The 15,999-nt window shown below is 39.6% G+C and carries 13 protein-coding genes and 2 pseudogenes; 11 read left to right on the plus strand and 4 right to left on the minus strand.

The window, feature by feature from the left end:
• Nucleotides 1-80: 80 nt before the first annotated feature.
• Both EAE_RS02765 and EAE_RS02770 read right to left on the minus strand, forming a co-directional pair.
• Nucleotides 81-1,007 (minus strand): hypothetical protein, encoded by a 927-nt coding sequence (locus tag EAE_RS02765; protein WP_015703401.1) that lies wholly within the window; start codon nucleotides 1,005-1,007, stop codon nucleotides 81-83.
• 603 nt (nucleotides 1,008-1,610) lie between these two features.
• On the minus strand, nucleotides 1,611-2,156 hold the full coding sequence (locus tag EAE_RS02770) for a hypothetical protein (protein ID WP_015703402.1): 546 nt from the start codon (nucleotides 2,154-2,156) through the stop codon (nucleotides 1,611-1,613).
• A gap of 319 nt (nucleotides 2,157-2,475) precedes the next feature.
• On the opposite strand from EAE_RS02770, the gene EAE_RS02775 reads away from it, so the two are divergent.
• The 4 genes from EAE_RS02775 (at nucleotide 2,476) to EAE_RS02790 (ending at nucleotide 4,366) form a co-directional block, all read left to right on the plus strand.
• Nucleotides 2,476-3,072, plus strand: coding sequence for an inovirus-type Gp2 protein (locus tag EAE_RS02775; RefSeq protein WP_015703403.1), 597 nt, complete (start codon nucleotides 2,476-2,478; stop codon nucleotides 3,070-3,072).
• An 88-nt stretch (nucleotides 3,073-3,160) separates the two neighbouring features.
• Complete coding sequence (locus EAE_RS02780; protein WP_015703404.1) at nucleotides 3,161-3,367, plus strand: helix-turn-helix transcriptional regulator; 207 nt, start codon at nucleotides 3,161-3,163, stop codon at nucleotides 3,365-3,367.
• Between the two features lie 117 nt (nucleotides 3,368-3,484).
• Complete coding sequence (locus EAE_RS02785) at nucleotides 3,485-3,877, plus strand: putative zinc ribbon protein (protein WP_015703405.1); 393 nt, start codon at nucleotides 3,485-3,487, stop codon at nucleotides 3,875-3,877.
• Nucleotides 3,878-3,937: 60 nt separating this feature from the next.
• Nucleotides 3,938-4,366: a putative zinc ribbon protein gene (locus tag EAE_RS02790; RefSeq protein WP_015703406.1), complete on the plus strand. Its 429-nt coding sequence runs from the start codon at nucleotides 3,938-3,940 to the stop codon at nucleotides 4,364-4,366.
• A 316-nt stretch (nucleotides 4,367-4,682) separates the two neighbouring features.
• On the opposite strand, the pseudogene EAE_RS25400 reads toward EAE_RS02790, so the two are convergent.
• Nucleotides 4,683-5,002 (minus strand): annotated as a pseudogene (locus EAE_RS25400) (ATP-binding protein); the annotation flags it as partial.
• Nucleotides 4,994-5,427, minus strand: a pseudogene (locus EAE_RS25085) (IS3 family transposase); the annotation flags it as partial. The pseudogenes EAE_RS25085 and EAE_RS25400, both read right to left, overlap by 9 nt.
• Nucleotides 5,428-6,146: 719 nt before the next feature.
• On the opposite strand from EAE_RS25085, the gene EAE_RS02805 reads away from it, so the two are divergent.
• The 7 genes from EAE_RS02805 to EAE_RS02835 all read left to right on the plus strand — a co-directional run bounded on the left by EAE_RS02805 (nucleotide 6,147) and on the right by EAE_RS02835 (nucleotide 15,509).
• Complete coding sequence (locus EAE_RS02805; RefSeq protein WP_015703409.1) at nucleotides 6,147-6,728, plus strand: fimbrial protein; 582 nt, start codon at nucleotides 6,147-6,149, stop codon at nucleotides 6,726-6,728.
• Between the two features lie 56 nt (nucleotides 6,729-6,784).
• Nucleotides 6,785-7,471 carry a fimbrial biogenesis chaperone gene (locus EAE_RS02810; RefSeq protein ID WP_015703410.1) on the plus strand — a complete coding sequence of 229 codons (687 nt, stop codon included), beginning with the start codon at nucleotides 6,785-6,787 and terminating at the stop codon, nucleotides 7,469-7,471.
• 61 nt (nucleotides 7,472-7,532) lie between these two features.
• Nucleotides 7,533-10,046, plus strand: a complete 2,514-nt coding sequence (locus EAE_RS02815; protein WP_164926739.1) for a fimbria/pilus outer membrane usher protein — start codon at nucleotides 7,533-7,535, stop codon at nucleotides 10,044-10,046.
• A complete protein-coding gene (locus tag EAE_RS02820) occupies nucleotides 10,039-10,566 on the plus strand; it encodes a fimbrial protein (protein WP_015703412.1) in 528 nt (175 codons plus the stop codon). Before EAE_RS02815 ends, EAE_RS02820 begins: the two co-directional genes overlap by 8 nt.
• Nucleotides 10,563-11,639, plus strand: coding sequence for a fimbrial protein (locus EAE_RS02825; protein ID WP_223848494.1), 1,077 nt, complete (start codon nucleotides 10,563-10,565; stop codon nucleotides 11,637-11,639). The genes EAE_RS02820 and EAE_RS02825 overlap by 4 nt, the downstream gene beginning before the upstream one ends.
• Nucleotides 11,640-12,271: 632 nt before the next feature.
• Complete coding sequence (locus EAE_RS02830) at nucleotides 12,272-13,159, plus strand: LysR family transcriptional regulator (RefSeq protein WP_015703413.1); 888 nt, start codon at nucleotides 12,272-12,274, stop codon at nucleotides 13,157-13,159.
• Between the two features lie 838 nt (nucleotides 13,160-13,997).
• Complete coding sequence (locus EAE_RS02835; RefSeq protein ID WP_047079493.1) at nucleotides 13,998-15,509, plus strand: EAL domain-containing protein; 1,512 nt, start codon at nucleotides 13,998-14,000, stop codon at nucleotides 15,507-15,509.
• Nucleotides 15,510-15,999: the final 490 nt, after the last annotated feature.

The following is a 15,999-nucleotide window of genomic DNA, read 5'->3' on the forward strand; positions in this document are numbered from 1 at the left end:
AAAAAGGCCATCCGGTGGGGATGGCCTTTTAAATATAAAGGGGAGGAAATTCAGTAAGGTGATATATAGCTGAGATTTTTTTAGTTTTTCTGATTCATCTCAGCCCAGGCTCTTTCTATAAGCGATTCAATCACATCCGCTCTGTTTCGGTTAAAGCGCTTCTCCAGTTTTACCAGTGTGTCTTTTGCATTTTTAGATATACGAATATTAACCGGTGCCTTATCAGCAACCTTCTTACGATGCTTCATGTTAGCATAGCGTTTGCGCAACGTATTAAGAAATAATTGCTTTGTGTCGCTCCGCTCATCCCATAAATAATAAAGAAAGGGTATCAACTGAGACAATAAATGCTGACTGAACTCTGTGAGATTTGTATCTTTTAAAAAATCACGGTGTTTCTTTAACTGTTCCCAGACCCATTCGACATTTCCCTGGTCAGCATCTGCAATCCAGGCGAAATCATCACGAAGGCTGTCCTTTACTCTGTAGTATCCTTTTCTGATTTTATCGACTTCATTCCGGATTACTTCCGGTGGAAGAGGAAGTAAATCGAGGATATATAATCCCGCCATAAAACACTGCTCAGCAGTATCGGGTATCTGAAGGGGTAACGCATCTCTGTACAGCCTGTAATTATGCCGGTCATTATCATTTCTGATAATTCGACGAATATCTTCTACAGATATACTGCTATGGGTAAATCGAGTAAACAGGTAGAGCCAAAAATAAATACATGCATTTTTATCATGATTAACCCATGATGCTATATTTTCATTAATGCGTTGCTGTTCATATTTTTCCTGTAACCTTATAACCCGTCGAATGATACTCGGGTTATTATTCTTTTCCGTTAATGCCTGCTCAATAATTCTGTTGATAGCCCCATTGCATCGAATGAGGTCTCTCTGGCCCCCTGAGGCAAACTGGCGGGCTTTTTCAGTATTACCCAGACGCCAAAGGATATAGACGCCCTCTCTGATGGACCTCACTTCGACATACCTGTTCATCCTGCTCCCTCTGATAAAAAATGTATGATTAACAACGACAAGCATACAAGGAATTTACAATAAAAAAAGCGATTTAATCTGCAATTTTTAATGGTTTTAAATTATGAATACACTGCTGATTTAGCACGTTTTTAAAACGACTTTATGCTTACTTACATATGTCTTTCTTGACACTTTCTAAGTAATTCAATGCGGATATCACGCAATTTATAGTAGAAAAAAACACTTATAAAACAATTAAATACACTTTTAATACTGTTTTTTCCAACATCAGCTTACTGGAATGTGCGGCAATGTTAATCAGATGACGTAAATCAACTGGTCTCCGATATCACCTTGCTGACGGAACGATGTACGACACTATAGGGCTGGTGGGTTACGCCTGGGAGCATAAGATTATCTTGACCACATTTATCTCAATGGTCAGCGTTACAGGAAGGTCTGGTGCTTCTGGGAGTCCATACAGTCCCTGTGGGAGAGCATGCAATACATCCTGAGCTTTTTGGATAAGCCATCGCAGCGGACAGAACGCCGTATTTACAGAGTCAGCGCAGTTCCTGCACCGGCGGTGAACGGCAGACCACGCTAATCTGTTCCCGGACGTTAATCCAGTTTGTCCTGGCGATTCAACGAATAGGTATAACGAAACTTATCGCCGTAGATAGATTCCATACCCAGCACAAAGTCCAGCTGGTGTGGATTTTGTGAAGCCCACTTCAGTCGTAGTCGGTCTTCAGCACAGTTTTTTTCTGAACCTCTTGCTTCCACCAGAAATATTTCTTCTCCAACCTTGAAGGAATCATTCGGACGCGGACCACCAATCACAAAACATTTAGCGTGAAGGCCGAGTGCCAGAACTGCTCCGAGGAAGATATTGTTGTCAACGGGCTCCACGGGTTTACCATCGACCATCACGACCATTCTGTTAACAAAGGCCGTTCCCATACCGTTGTTGATGGCATAAATTCCCCACTGATTTTTTCGCCCATCGTTGGAGAAATAGGCATTTATCCTCGGTTCGACAGAAATATGATTGTGCCTGATTTCCTCTCTGCCCTGCCAGATAGCGAACCCAAGTGAGATAATGGCAATGATGATCCCTGTAAGTGCGAGGATTGAGTCCCGGTAAGTTGTCAAAAAATGACGCATAAACGGTGTTTCCTTACGATAAATTGAGTAGTTTCGATGCTATGTTGTTAATCAGACATACGCTGTCATTAAGGTAAATAATACTGTTTCTAAAGAAGAGATATTTCTAATAATCATCGCTTCCCCCTGGCTGTCATCACATTACCCCAATGCTGATAACTGATGCTATCCAGCAATGGCCTTCCGTCAGATCGACATATCCATAATCTTCCTGAACGAAACATCCCACGATACTGATCCTTAGCCTCGTGATCAGCGTATCCGTCAAATCTGAAGTCTGCGTCCATTCCCGTGACAAGTATTCACCGGGAAACGACATATGGCTTACCACAACATCACCGATACCAATCTTAACTACGTCCAGCACCGCACGCTACAACGTTACCAGCGTCATCATCTCTCCGAATTATTTGCACGCTATTCCAAATTGCTCATGTTCCGGGTTGATTTCTACTACCGGGTAGACAGCAATGCCTGGTGCCACGCTGATAAACATTCCACGACGGCGGATATGATTCTGTTACTCCAGCGGTGTAACACGATGACAGGGCTTGTCGGGTTTACCTGGGTACTTGAATATACCGAACAGCATGGCTATCACATCCACGCTGCGTTTTATCTCAACGGTCAGAAGCATCGGAAGATATGGCCGACCTTTAAAACCCTGCAGGCCCTCTGGGTTGAGATAACAAGAGAGGAAGGCTGTGCTTACCGCTGTACGCCTCAGAAATATTACAAAGTGCAGGGCGAGCGGGTGACGTCGCATAGCGATATGAAAGGCCGTAAGGGCATGCTGTACATTCTGAGCTACCTGAGCAAGCAGGATCAGAAGGGCGAGAAAGTGGTTTGCCAGTTGAGTGACATTCCCGCTCCTGCGGTGGGTGGCAGACGTCGCAGGTGTGCCATCAGCGAATAAAAAATTACTCCAGTTCCTCATCGTTTGAAGAAGTCTGCACCATTCGCATCCCTGACTTCTTCTCCCTTACCACTAACGGAGAAAAACGATGACCACAGATTACAGCGTTCTTAAAGACCAACTGGTAACGATGGCGTTTATCACCCAGCTTACCGGCTTAACCGACAAATGGTTCTATAAGCTCATACAGGACGGTGAGTTCCCGAAGCCCATTAAGCTGGGCAGGAGCTCCCGCTGGCTTGAAAGCGAAGTGGAAGCCTGGCTGCAGCAACGCATCGCGCACTCCCGGCAATAGCCTGTCGAACGCAGTCACATCTCCCACCTGATTTAACTCCAACGACCGTATGACCCACAGTGCAGCCCTCCCCGGGACGGCTTAGCCCTGCGCGTCGCATGGCAAAGGACCAATACTATGACGATTTACGCCAAATCCTTTATCGCGCTTGACGGTAATCAGCGCCTCACGGGCGCGGTCACTGCACAGCTTCACCCTGACGACCGCTACACCTGCCACCTCTGCGGCAGCGCTCTGGTATTCCACCCTGAATGGGGTACTAATCGCCCATGGTTTGAGCACACATGGGAAGACCTGACCGAGAACAGTCGTCACTATTGTCCGTATGTACGCCCTGAGCCTAAGGAATCGCGACGGATACGCATGCTGCGCCGTTACGTCCCGGATGTCCTCCCGATAGTGCGCAAGGCTGAATTTCACTGTTCGGAGTGTGACAGCCACTACCACGGTGAGCGCTATTGCCTGAATTGTCGGACCGGTGACCACAGTGTCGAAGTCACTGCTAACTAACCCCTTACCTTTTTCCCCGCCAGCAGCGACTGGATAGCCTGCTACGGGAGGAGATGTACCATGCGAATTCTGAAATGTTATCTGGCGAACAACATCCGTAATCAGTTTGTTAATGCTAAAGAAGCCGCTAAGGCCGGTGATGATACAGGGTACTGGACATGCGCCAGTTGCGGCTGTGAATTACACCTGCTTACAGGCGAAGCAGGAGAAGCCCCCTGGTTTGAACACATACGGCATTCCATTCCCCACCAACGACTTATGAAATGCGCATGGGTGGATCCTGAGGAAAAAGCACGGGCCCGGGAAAAGAAGCTCCGTCAGGTGGCGTATTCCGTTGACAAAAATGTCAGACCACCTCAGGAATGGCATTGTGTGCTGTGTGATACCACATATCAGGGGAATAAGTACTGCAGAATCTGTAAATCCGGGCTCTACAGTACGGAGCCGATACTAAGGGACAGTCGCACAAGATCTGAGGCCGAGAAGTAGCTGGGCTCAATTTGCATCATATCTGATGCGCTGTCTGCTACTACCCGCGATAAGCCAACATATGGAATGCATAATACGTTCTGGCTGCAGACCGTTTTTGTATAGGTTAGAGACGGAACGCTATCGTCGCTTTGTTCTGGTAAATTAGGGGAAAGGCTTAAATGCGGAAGGGCTGGCGGTGCTGGGGGAAGATCTCCTCTTACCATGTACTAAAGAGATCGCCGTCTTTCAGGCATTCTCCCGGATCATTGTCAACAACGGGTAAAAAGTGATCCACTTACCTTCACCATCAACGGTTTAATATGGATCTGCCTTGCTACTCAGGATTTGTTTCAGCGATAACCCCGGCCTTTCGTTTCTGCGTCAGTCGATAGCTCTCTCCTTTTATTTGAAATACGTGTGAAGATGTAAAATCCAGTCCAACATTGCAGATGTTAGCGCAGCATCTCCCACGAACGTCTGGTCCCAATGCCCGAGCGGCAGTTTGGAGGTCAGGATCATCGCGCTCTTCTCGTAAGGTTTGGCTATGACCAGGAAGAACAGCTTGGTTTCCTCCTGGCAGAACGGCAGATAACCTATTTCATCTATGATGAGTAGCTACGGAGCCAGGACACCGCGATTGAGTGTCATTTTGTATACCCGCTTGTGATTGACGTGAAGGCCCTCCCGACGCAGCAGCTGCCAGATGCACCGATAACCAAAAACGTCCGCGTTCAAGCGCCAGCTCATTAATACGCTCTGATAAATGCGCATCAGCAGATGGACGCTGAGCCTCGTAGCGGCAGGTCGACAGAGAGAAACCTTTAAACCTGCAGGCTCGACGTTGCGACAGATCGGTCACATCACACTTAAACTTAACGGCTTCCCGCTTTTGGTCTGTCTTCAGTACTTTCGCCCCAGAGCCAACTGAAGTGCCTCCTTATAAAGCGTGGCTTCGGCAGAAGCTTCTTGATTCTGGCGTTCTCTTCCTCAAGCGACTTCAGGTGTATAACCTCGCGCACCTCAATACCGCCATACTTCTTGCGCCAAGTGTAAAAGGTGGCGTCGGAAAAGCGCTTCTTCAAGGGATGTCCTCATGTGGGTTATGAAGACATTACTAATATCGGGGTGTATTAATCAACGGGGAGCAGTTCAGGGCAAGTTCAGTAAACTTCTAAGCTACTTTTATTTTAAGCTCCTAAGCAGAGTGCTTACTGCTCATCAGAACCTCAGATTAAGCAATTTCAAATGACTTAGATGTTACTGTTGAACCCGCAGCAAATCAAATTTCACTCTATTATTAACTATAGAAAACTTATCTTGGGTCATAAAACTTGTAGTGAAAAAACATACGAAATTAGTTGCTGTAGCAAAAAAAACATGAAACTTACACTTCTTTACTTTGTGTAAGCAATTATTTCTTTTTTGGTTTCTTTTGCAAAAGAATTGCAAAATAAGACCAATCAAGACTAAGCCATTGATAAAATTGAATAAAAAAGACAAAAATCCAACACGTGAATTGCTATAAGCGATCATCCTTAATGCATTCAATAGTTTTTACCTATTGATTTATGACATTTCAGATTTTTTGTTTTTTTAAAATTTTATTTATAATGCCCCGGCTTTCGTTGATGAGGGTAATATATTTATTTATTCGATAACTAACAGATTTAATTAATGTCATCAGAAAAGACTGATGCATATTATATTTTGTTTAATAAAGTTATTGATGGATAATTTATTACACTAATTAAAACTCGCAGAACGAACAGATAATAACCAATATACATAGGGACTTAAAATGAAGAAATTAATTATTTCTGCTTTGGTTGCTGCATCTTTTGCTGCAGTGTCGACACCAACATTCGCTGGTGCGGAAGAGAATCCGCCAAGTGAAAATAATGATGGAAAACCTCAACAGGTAACAGTAAATGGTGGCACTATTCACTTTGAAGCTTCAGTTGTTAATGCTGCATGTGCCGTGGACGCAAACTCCATCAACCAAACTGTGCAATTAGGTCAATTTAAACTGTCTGATTTTTCGAAGAAAGGTGATGAGACAAGCCGTATTCCTTTCTCTATCAAACTTAATAGCTGCGATCCTGCTGTAGCAAGCACAGCTGCAATTACATTTGTAGGCACGCCATCAGAATCAGAGCAGGATGTATTTGCATTACAGGGCGCTGGTGCTGCTAAAAATATTGCACTGAAACTTGTTGATTCTCAGAACAAACAAATCGCTCCTGGCCAAGTTTCAACAGGTGTAAAACTGATTGATGGAAGTAATGAACTTAATTATAGCGCGTCTTTAATCTCTACTTCGGATGAAGTTTCTGCTGGGAACGCTAATGCTGTTACTAATTTCATGGTAACGTATTCTTAAGATATTGGGAATTTAAACGCCAAGGATGGCATTAATATCAAACTAGTGATTTCAATATGTTTAAAAGAATCAGAAAGTTATTTTTGGGGATGCTCTTTATTTTAGCAGCTACACAGCAGGTATATGCAGGTGGTGTAACATTGGGAGCAACTCGGGTAATATATTCTTCAAGTGCGAAGCAGGCAGAATTAACCGTTATTAATACAGACTCTCAGAATAAGTTCTTGGTACAATCATGGATTGATGATGAGAATGGTCATAAAAATAAAGATTTTATTGTGACACCACCTCTCTATGTTCTGGAAGCTAATAAAGAAAATACATTACGTGTTGTTTATACTGGAAACAACCTTCCACAAGATCGCGAATCAATGTTTTGGGTTAATGTCAAAGTGATTCCGCCGTTAAATGATGAGGGTAAAACAACTAACACTTTGCAAATTGCAATTCAAAACAGAATAAAATTGTTCTATCGCCCACAAAGTATAGCAAAGTATGATGAACGGGAGCATGAAAAAATTCGTTTTGTACGTCATGGTAATAAATTAGAGATTAGTAACCCTACACCTTATTATTTAACATTGGTTAACATCAAATCTAATCAGAGAGAACTTGCGTCAAATTTGGTTGTTGCACCTTTCTCTTCAGATTATTTAACCACTAATGTAAGCGGTAGTGTAAGCTATCAAACAATAAATGATTTCGGCGCACAAACCCCCAAAGTGACGAAACAGATTGATTAAATTTATCATTATACATTCTCAGGAAGCAATGAGTATTGCTATCGTTTAATTAGACGTCATTATGAATAATAGTTTATCAATAATCCAAAAATCATTTAAGCTTGGCTTCATGTTTTTTATTATCCCATGCCTAGAAGTAAATGCTGATAATAATTACAACCCTGCTTTTTTATCTGATAATCCGGATGCTGTAACTGACTTGGATTATTTTAAATCTGGTAATATTATCCCGCCAGGTCTATACACGGTGAAACTATATCTTAATGACGTTTACTTTAAAACTTTAGAGTTGAGTTTTATTGATAATAAGGGCACCGTCAAGCCATGCATTAGAAAAAATCTAGTGGAAGAACTAGATATTAACCTCTTATCATTAAAAGAAGAAGCTCTAAGTGATGACTGCCTTGATATAGAACAGTTAATTCCAAACTCAAGCGTAAGTTTTGACATAAAAAACCAGAGTGTTAGTATTGGCATCCCTCAATCGGCACTAAATTTTAAAGCTCGTGGATATATCCCTCCCGAGCACTGGGATAATGGTATAAATGCAGCAACTGTCAACTATTCTTTTAACGGGAATAATGGCTTTAGTGAATACAATTCTAATAATTATTACCTCAACTTAAGGAGTGGTCTCAATGTTGGAGCTTGGCGTTTGCGAGATTATTCCACGTGGTCTTATGGTAAAAATGGTTCAAGTTGGAATCACATCAACACTTATTTACAGCGTGATGTTGTACCATTGAAAAGCCGTTTATTAATTGGTGAGAGCTATACTAATTCAGATATATTTGAACCACTGAGCTTCAGAGGTTTCAGTCTGGAATCAAATGATAATATGCTTCCAGACAGTATGCGTGGTTTTGCTCCCGTTGTAAGAGGAATCGCACATGGCCATGCAAAAGTTACAATTCGTCAAAATAGTTATGTTATTTATCAGACGTTTGTTCCAGCTGGTCCGTTTGAAATAAGGGATCTATATCCAACATCAAACAGCGGCGACCTGCACGTCAGTGTGGAAGAAGATGATGGTAGCTTAAATAATTATACAGTACCGTATTCGGCTGTGCCGATTCTTCAAAGGGATGGGAACCACAAATTTAATTTAAGCATAGGGAATACCCGAGGAGGATATCAGCAAGAGAATACTCGATTCCTGCAAGCCGGTATTATCCTTGGTTTACCTTATGATTTTACTATTTATGGTGGCACACAATATTCAGACAAATATAATTCATATGCTTTCGGTGTAGGTAACAATCTTGGAGATTTTGGTGCATTATCAGCAGATATAATAACTTCACAGAGTGAGCTTCCCGATGGTAACAAAAGGCGCGGTTATTCAACACGATTTCTGTATGCGAAGTCACTTAACTCTTATGGCACAAATTTCCAGCTTTTGGGTTATCGATACTCAACCTCTGGATTTTATACGCTATCTGACACACTGAACAAAAGAATGAATGGGTATATCTCAGATAAAGAAGATTCAGTGGCGGAAAGTTATTTTGATTTACGTTATAAGAAAAAAGATAGCATGCAGGTTAATTTATCTCAGCAAATAGGAGATATTGGCTCGGTATTCTTTACCAGTAATTTCCAAAATTATTGGGACACAAATGAAAAGAATACACTTTTACAGGCCGGGTATAGTGGGAATTTAGGAGATATTTCCTATAACTTAATTTATAGCTATAATAAGGGTATACAGGGTATGGGGGATGATAAAATGGTATCACTTGGTATTTCTGTACCATTTAGATTCTTTACGTCATCACCCATTGAAACAAGCAATACCTATTTAAATTATAATTTAAGTAACTCACAAAACTATACTAATCATAATGTAAGCATGTCTGGTACATTACTTGATGATAACACACTCAATTACAATGTGCAGCAGGGGTTAACAAATAATGGAACCGGAGCCAGCGGTGGTGTATCGGTTGGTTATCAAAGTCGATACGGAAATGGTAATGTGGGTTATAGCTATCAGAAAACAAACCGACAATTGGATTATAATTTTTCAGGCGGACTTCTTTTCCATGAAAATGGTATAACACTTTCTCAGCCAATTAATTCGAACGCTGTTTTAGTTGACGTGCCTAACTCACCTGATATTCGTATAGAAAACTCTACTGGCATTTACACCGATCGGAATGGTTATGCAGTCATACCGTACGCGACCGCATATCATAAAAATCGTATTGCATTAGATACTAATAGTTTTAACGATCATGTGGATATTGAGGAAAACGTTCATTTCTCTGTACCTACAGAAGGAGCAATAACTAAAGTTAAATTCAAGCCACGTATTGGTAACCGAGTTTTGTTTACCCTTAAGAAAAATGGAAGACCTTTACCTTTCGGGGCTATTGCAAATGATAAAAATCATAAATTATCCGGCATAGTTGGTGAGGAAGGAGTCCTATATTTATCGGGTGTACCTGATAAAGGAAAATTAAATGTGGCTTGGGGTAAGGAAATTGGAAAGTCATGTACCGTAGATTATTCAATTCCTGAAAACTTGCGAAAGGAAAAGTTTGCAAAACTATACTTGGAGTGTTATGAGTAATATTTATAAGACAATGATAATATGTTTCCTTTGTTTTCAGGCACTGCTGGGTCATGCAGCGGACACACGAATTTATGTTAATGGGAATCTAATTGGTAATACATGTACAGTTTCTTCACAGTCAAAAAATATGACTATAAAAATGGGGAACATTGGATCAAAGGATTTCATTCGTCCCTCCAGTGATGGTTTATGGGCAGCTGAATTACCATTTTCTATAGATTTAACAGATTGTCAGACAGAATCTATTGGCGTTAAAGTACATTTCCTAGGTACTCCTGACACCAATAATAAAGAGTTATTAAGAACATTAGATAATGGTGCCAAGGGATTAGCAATTCGCCTTATGGATGAAAATAAGAATCCTATAGCAATCAACCAAAGCAGTAAGGTTTATGTCATTAACCCTGAATTAGATGTCAATAAATTGAATTTTTATGCACGCTATGTTCTGACCCAAGATAATTTAACACCAGGGCCTGCAAATGCTGTTTCAACTTTCATGTTGGAGTATTTATGAGTATAATAAAAGCTTTTATTTTATCTTTGATGATTTTCTCTGTAATATCATCTAATAGCGCTTTTGCAAGGGCGGATCCGTTGGAGTTAAATCCGCCACCGATGTCTTTTTCTGGAAGTGCTGATGGTACTCATGTCGGTACCCCTATTACTGCTAATTGGATCGGAGAGAATTACGTAAAATACGGCTTTGAATGTACCAGAGCCGGTTTAGGGAAGTGTTATGTTCAGCGTGTTCGGGCATTAGCTTTAGGCGAAAAAGTTAACGGTGTTTACTACTCGGATGGTAAACATCAATATTCCGTATATAGAGTCCCCGGAGTACCCGGTATAGGTTATGCTTTTGGGTTAAAAGATAACAATGATTCAGTGGATTATAATCCGGTTGATGGACAGGGTGATCCTACGGCAGGAACAATTGTCTATCCTCAAAAAGGTTCTACTGTAAATAAGGACGTTAATCGTGTTTCTTTGAAAGCCAAAATTGTTTTTGTGGTTACCGGTGAACATCTTGTGAGCGGTAGTTATCATATTCCGCCATTAGTAATTGCCAAGACATGGTCAGAATATGGAGGTCGCCATAATGGAAATGAACAATCCGTAGTAACATTAAATTCTACAGAGCTTAATATCAAGGCAAGAGCATGTACAGTTAATACAAAATCTCTTACATTTAATATGGGAGATGTTTTGATCCGGGATCTGGATAAGATAGGGGCAACATCAAAGTTAATCTCAAAACAGATCTCTCTTCAATGTGACAAAAATATTCATTTGTATGCAGGAATGACCGATCAAACGGATCAGTCAAATACAAGTTCAGTCCTCAGTCTTACAAAAGAATCAACGGGTTCAGGTGTAGGCATTCAGTTTTTCTTTAATAATGATCCAACACCTATTTCATTTGGGCCTGACATAAGTTCAAAAGGACAACCTAATCAGCGCGAACTTTACATTACTACAATGGATAATGAATTTTATTCCTTAGATTTAAAAAGTAATTATATTAGGACAGGAGGGTTGAAACCTGGTAGCGCTAATGGTATAGCAAGTGTAACATTTTCTTATCAATAAGAAAACCTACAGAAATACACATGCCCAACATATATTAGATAATACTATGATTAATAATAAAATTAAAAAAGTAGACTTTATGACTTGAATTTAAAATTCCCACAAAAATCAGTATGTTTATTTTCTATTTTACAACATATTCTGTTCATGTCTATTGAGTCAATATTGATTAGTGGCCCCATGTATTTGGTGGCTACTAAACTCTTGATTTTTTGTCTCTCATATAGGGATGCTACATTTTGCACAAAAATTAGTGAATTAATATGCTATGCATCTTATTCACTAAATCTATTATGGTTTAGAGTAGATTATGTGAAGACTTTTCTTCTCCCTTACAATGAGAACCATGAAATTTTATTTAAATTATACAGTTATACGTGCATTTAAGATTTAAACTATTCACCCTAACATTGTTTGCATAATCCTTATTAAATGAAACATAAACAAAAACATTTATCATCTTGATTTTAAGTTTCACACTATCTATCTTTTAATTGAATTTAGAAAGCTTGATAACAATTTGTTAATGTGATTCAAGATGCTTCAGAGAATTATTTTGCATGTAAAAGAAGTTAATCTAATGTTTTCTGTCTGAAGCGAATTCCTGTATTAATTAATTTGAGGTGATTATAATGATGCGTGTATCGCCAGAGCTTTTACAAATTTTTGTGGCCTGTGTTGATTGTGGTAGTTTTTCTGCTGCTGCGAAAAAACTACAAAAAGCTCAGTCAACGGTGAGTATGTCTATATCAGCTCTGGAAGATGACTTAAATATTATATTATTTGAACGTCAGGGGCGTAAAGTAAAACTAACAAAAGAGGGTGAGGTAATCTATTCACGTGCGCTGATAGTACTCAATGCACGTCAGGAACTAATTAATGTTGCAGGAGAGCTGGTTGATGTTCAGGAAGTAGCTATAACTATTGCTTTATCTGGTTTCATTCCAGATCAACAGAGAGAATTCCTCAAAAAAGAATTGGACGCACATATTAATAGTCTGCAGATTACCATTCTTTCGGCAGAAAGCTATAAAATAGATTCTATGATATCAAATGGTGAGGTTGATATTGCTGTGATACCTGCCATAAATTCCAGAATGAATTATCCAATTGAATTAAAAAGTCGACGCACATGGTTTAAGTCTAGATTGCATATTTATTGCTCAAGCACTCATCCATTGAGCCAACTCACTGAATTATGTGAGGATGATATTAAACGTTTTCGTCGTATTCGTCTTGTCAAAGGGATGATTAACAACCAATCGCCTCGTAATAATATATTTACAGATAATATTTTTAGCGCATACAGACTCTGTGCCCAGGGGTTAGGTTGGTGTGAGCTTCCGGAATGGTTCGTGGAGAGCCAGTATAGGCAAGGTGATACTAGACTGAAAAAACTTTCTGTTTCTCCAATATGGGAAACATTAGAGTTTGATGCTATTTTTCGCAATTCATCAAAAGGTAAATTTATGGATTGGTTTATTGGTATGGTGACTAGAAAAGAACCTCTGAACGTTTAGTTATTATGGTTTCTGATTTGGCTGGCCGAATGGTCGCATCATTAACGCATCTTACCATCAGAATTAATTATTCTTCTGGCTGCAAGAGTTTCAGACAGTCCTCACGTTCTGATTATTCCCGGGAGGCAAAAGATTACTAGCGTGGTATCTAACCCCCCACGTCCAGTTATCGCCATGTATGGACACATTTGCTAAGTAATGCTGTGCGGAATGAGATACCTGCTGTTAACGCGAATGGGTGTTCCATTATTAGTCCTCCTTCATCTGCTTATGGAACCTAAGTGTGTTGATAAGTATCAGATGCTGGCCTTCAAAGAGAGTACAGCCATTGAGCAGAGCGATTAGGTGAGTCATCAGTTTACTTCCAGTTCCGCTATGTTAAATGAGCGGAACTGCGGAAGACCTTCCCTGATGACGGCAATAAAAGGGAGTTCATCGAGTGGGCAGCAGGATCAGGTGGCTACACCAAAGAAGTTGTGCATAATGTGAAGCAGGCTGCTGTGGGAAGGAGCTGTCATTATAGCAGCGTGAATAGTACATGGGTAAAGATCCGGATTTCATGGCATATGAAAGACAATGGGGTGCCTGAAGGTTGATGATTGAATCGTGCTCAAAAGAAGTACGCAGCAGGCAAGGAAATAGCATCGCTGAAATTACAGCGAAGGCGACTATGCTATATTTCATAAATATTATGCCAAAGTATGATAGCCAGAAGTCAGGGATAAGTCTGGTAATGGCGTTCAGCCATAACAATCCTAAATCAACCGAACAGTACACAGGACTATAACTGTCCGCTAGCATATATACACTGAAACTTATCATACCAGCGGGTCTGACAATGAAAAAAAAACCTTTGTTCTATCTACCTTGGTTACTATGTATTTTTTTAGCTTTTGTAAGTGTTGGAACTGCGCTGTGCTATCTACAAATGCAAAATAACCTACAAAAGAATATGCGCACGCGATTAAACAAAGCAGTCACTATTCTTGATAAAGTGTTGACCGAGGCCAGTCAAGTTTCAAGAAATGCAGAAAAATTTATGGGAAGGGAATGCACCGATGAAGTACTAACAGTACTTCGTGGAATAGTAGCCATTCACCCCTATATTCGTTCAGTTGGAATCGTGAAAGATCATGCTTTCTACTGTTCAACAATTATTGGCAATCGTTATTTCCCCCTCAAACTAGCAGCTTACACAAAACAAAACCTCATATTACTTAAAGGAAATCAATTAACTCCATATGAATCATTAATTGTATACAACACTCAGGATACCCAAGGCAATGCAGTGCGAGTTACTATAAATGGTTTTTATTTCTTTAGAGTTTTAAAAAACATTAGTATGGATACACCGCTTCAACTTCAAATAGGTGAGCTTATTCTTGATAGCAATGGGAAAGTCACAAGTGCGTCTAAAGGAAATTCATTAATTGAAAGCACCTCTAGCAAATTCGAGTATAAAGTATTCGCTGAATTTCCAGTGCAACCACTCTATATAACATTTGTGAATTATGAATGGAAAAGCATTCTCATTGTCTTATTTATATCAATATTATCAACATATTTAATTAGTAAACACCTCTATTATAGGTTAACAACGGAATTTATGTTGAAAAATGGATTAAAACATAAAGAGTTGAAAGCATTCATACAACCTATTATTAACGGCGTTAATAATAATATTATCGGAGGAGAGATTCTTGTTCGCTGGGAACATCCAAGCCTAGGATTTATTCCGCCTGATGAATTTATTCCTTTAGCCGAACGTTCTCTTTTAATTAAGGATATAACAAGGCTATGTTTTGAACAAGTCATTGAAAGTCTGAATCAAAACAAGCTAAAATTACCCGGAGAGTTATATATGTGTTTTAACATAAGCGCCCTTAATTTTATTGACGATGATATTGTCATCTTATGCTCTCGTTTTTTAGAGAAACTTCGTCAACTTAAGATTAGCTTAGTTTTGGAGATTACTGAGCGTGAACTTATCGAAGACACATTACAAATAAAATGCATTATTGAGAAGTTAAGAATGCTCGGTGTTAAGTTTTCTCTTGATGACTTTGGTACGGGCCACGCAAATTATAGTTATCTAAAAAAGTTTGCACCTGACTTTCTTAAGATAGATAAAATGTTTACTGCAGAAATTGAAAAAAAATCAGTTTCGATACAAGTCGTGAAGAACATGATAGATTTGGCAGCAAGTTTCAACTGTAAAATCATAGCTGAGGGGATTGAAAATACCAAACAATTACAATCACTTAAAATGCTAGGCATCTCTTTATTCCAAGGTTATTATTTTGGCAAACCAGAATCTTTGGAAGATTACACACAACGCTTCCGCTATTAGATGTCTTCTTGAACAATTTTAAGAAGTGCTAATATACCATAATATTTAAAGCGCCTAAAGCCTCGCCCGAACGGGCGACTTTAATTGGTGCCGTTAAATCCAGCTAAATGTTTCTAGCCATTTAAGTTACAAAATTTAGAAAGTCCGCAGTCAGAATATCGATTCCTTATATACCTCAAAAAATCTGATTGGTTGGGGGAGCGTGTTAGAAAATAACATTTATTAATATAACTACCTTTCAATGTTTACATTGTTTATTCATGTGAATATCAGGTTTAGAGGTTCATTTTTTCTTCTCCTATACGACTCCATATTATCTATGGCGACAATGCATCCCCCATTTCGATGAACTCGCCATATAAGATTTAAATGAAGCTAAATTTTTATTAAATATTTATTACGAATAGTACTAATTATCAGCATACGCTCTTTGAAAAGTATGAGTTTAAAAAAAATAAATATATAACGCGTTATTATACAGAGTGCATCC

This window comes from Klebsiella aerogenes KCTC 2190, from assembly GCF_000215745.1.
Classification (GTDB): domain Bacteria; phylum Pseudomonadota; class Gammaproteobacteria; order Enterobacterales; family Enterobacteriaceae; genus Klebsiella; species Klebsiella aerogenes.

Bases quoted from the DNA above. Each gene is read 5' to 3' on its own strand.
- EAE_RS02835 (WP_047079493.1), top strand. From the start codon at position 13,998: ATGAAAAAAAAACCTTTGTTCTATCTACCTTGGTTACTATGTATTTTT.
- EAE_RS02785 (WP_015703405.1), top strand. From the start codon at position 3,485: ATGACGATTTACGCCAAATCCTTTATCGCGCTTGACGGTAATCAGCGC.
- EAE_RS02810 (WP_015703410.1), top strand. From the start codon at position 6,785: ATGTTTAAAAGAATCAGAAAGTTATTTTTGGGGATGCTCTTTATTTTA.
- EAE_RS02770 (WP_015703402.1), bottom strand. From the start codon at position 2,156: ATGCGTCATTTTTTGACAACTTACCGGGACTCAATCCTCGCACTTACA.
- EAE_RS02790 (WP_015703406.1), top strand. From the start codon at position 3,938: ATGCGAATTCTGAAATGTTATCTGGCGAACAACATCCGTAATCAGTTT.
- EAE_RS02825 (WP_223848494.1), top strand. From the start codon at position 10,563: ATGAGTATAATAAAAGCTTTTATTTTATCTTTGATGATTTTCTCTGTA.
- EAE_RS02765 (WP_015703401.1), bottom strand. From the start codon at position 1,007: ATGAACAGGTATGTCGAAGTGAGGTCCATCAGAGAGGGCGTCTATATC.
- EAE_RS02820 (WP_015703412.1), top strand. From the start codon at position 10,039: ATGAGTAATATTTATAAGACAATGATAATATGTTTCCTTTGTTTTCAG.
- EAE_RS02815 (WP_164926739.1), top strand. From the start codon at position 7,533: ATGAATAATAGTTTATCAATAATCCAAAAATCATTTAAGCTTGGCTTC.
- EAE_RS02830 (WP_015703413.1), top strand. From the start codon at position 12,272: ATGATGCGTGTATCGCCAGAGCTTTTACAAATTTTTGTGGCCTGTGTT.
- EAE_RS02775 (WP_015703403.1), top strand. From the start codon at position 2,476: ATGGCTTACCACAACATCACCGATACCAATCTTAACTACGTCCAGCAC.
- EAE_RS02780 (WP_015703404.1), top strand. From the start codon at position 3,161: ATGACCACAGATTACAGCGTTCTTAAAGACCAACTGGTAACGATGGCG.
- EAE_RS02805 (WP_015703409.1), top strand. From the start codon at position 6,147: ATGAAGAAATTAATTATTTCTGCTTTGGTTGCTGCATCTTTTGCTGCA.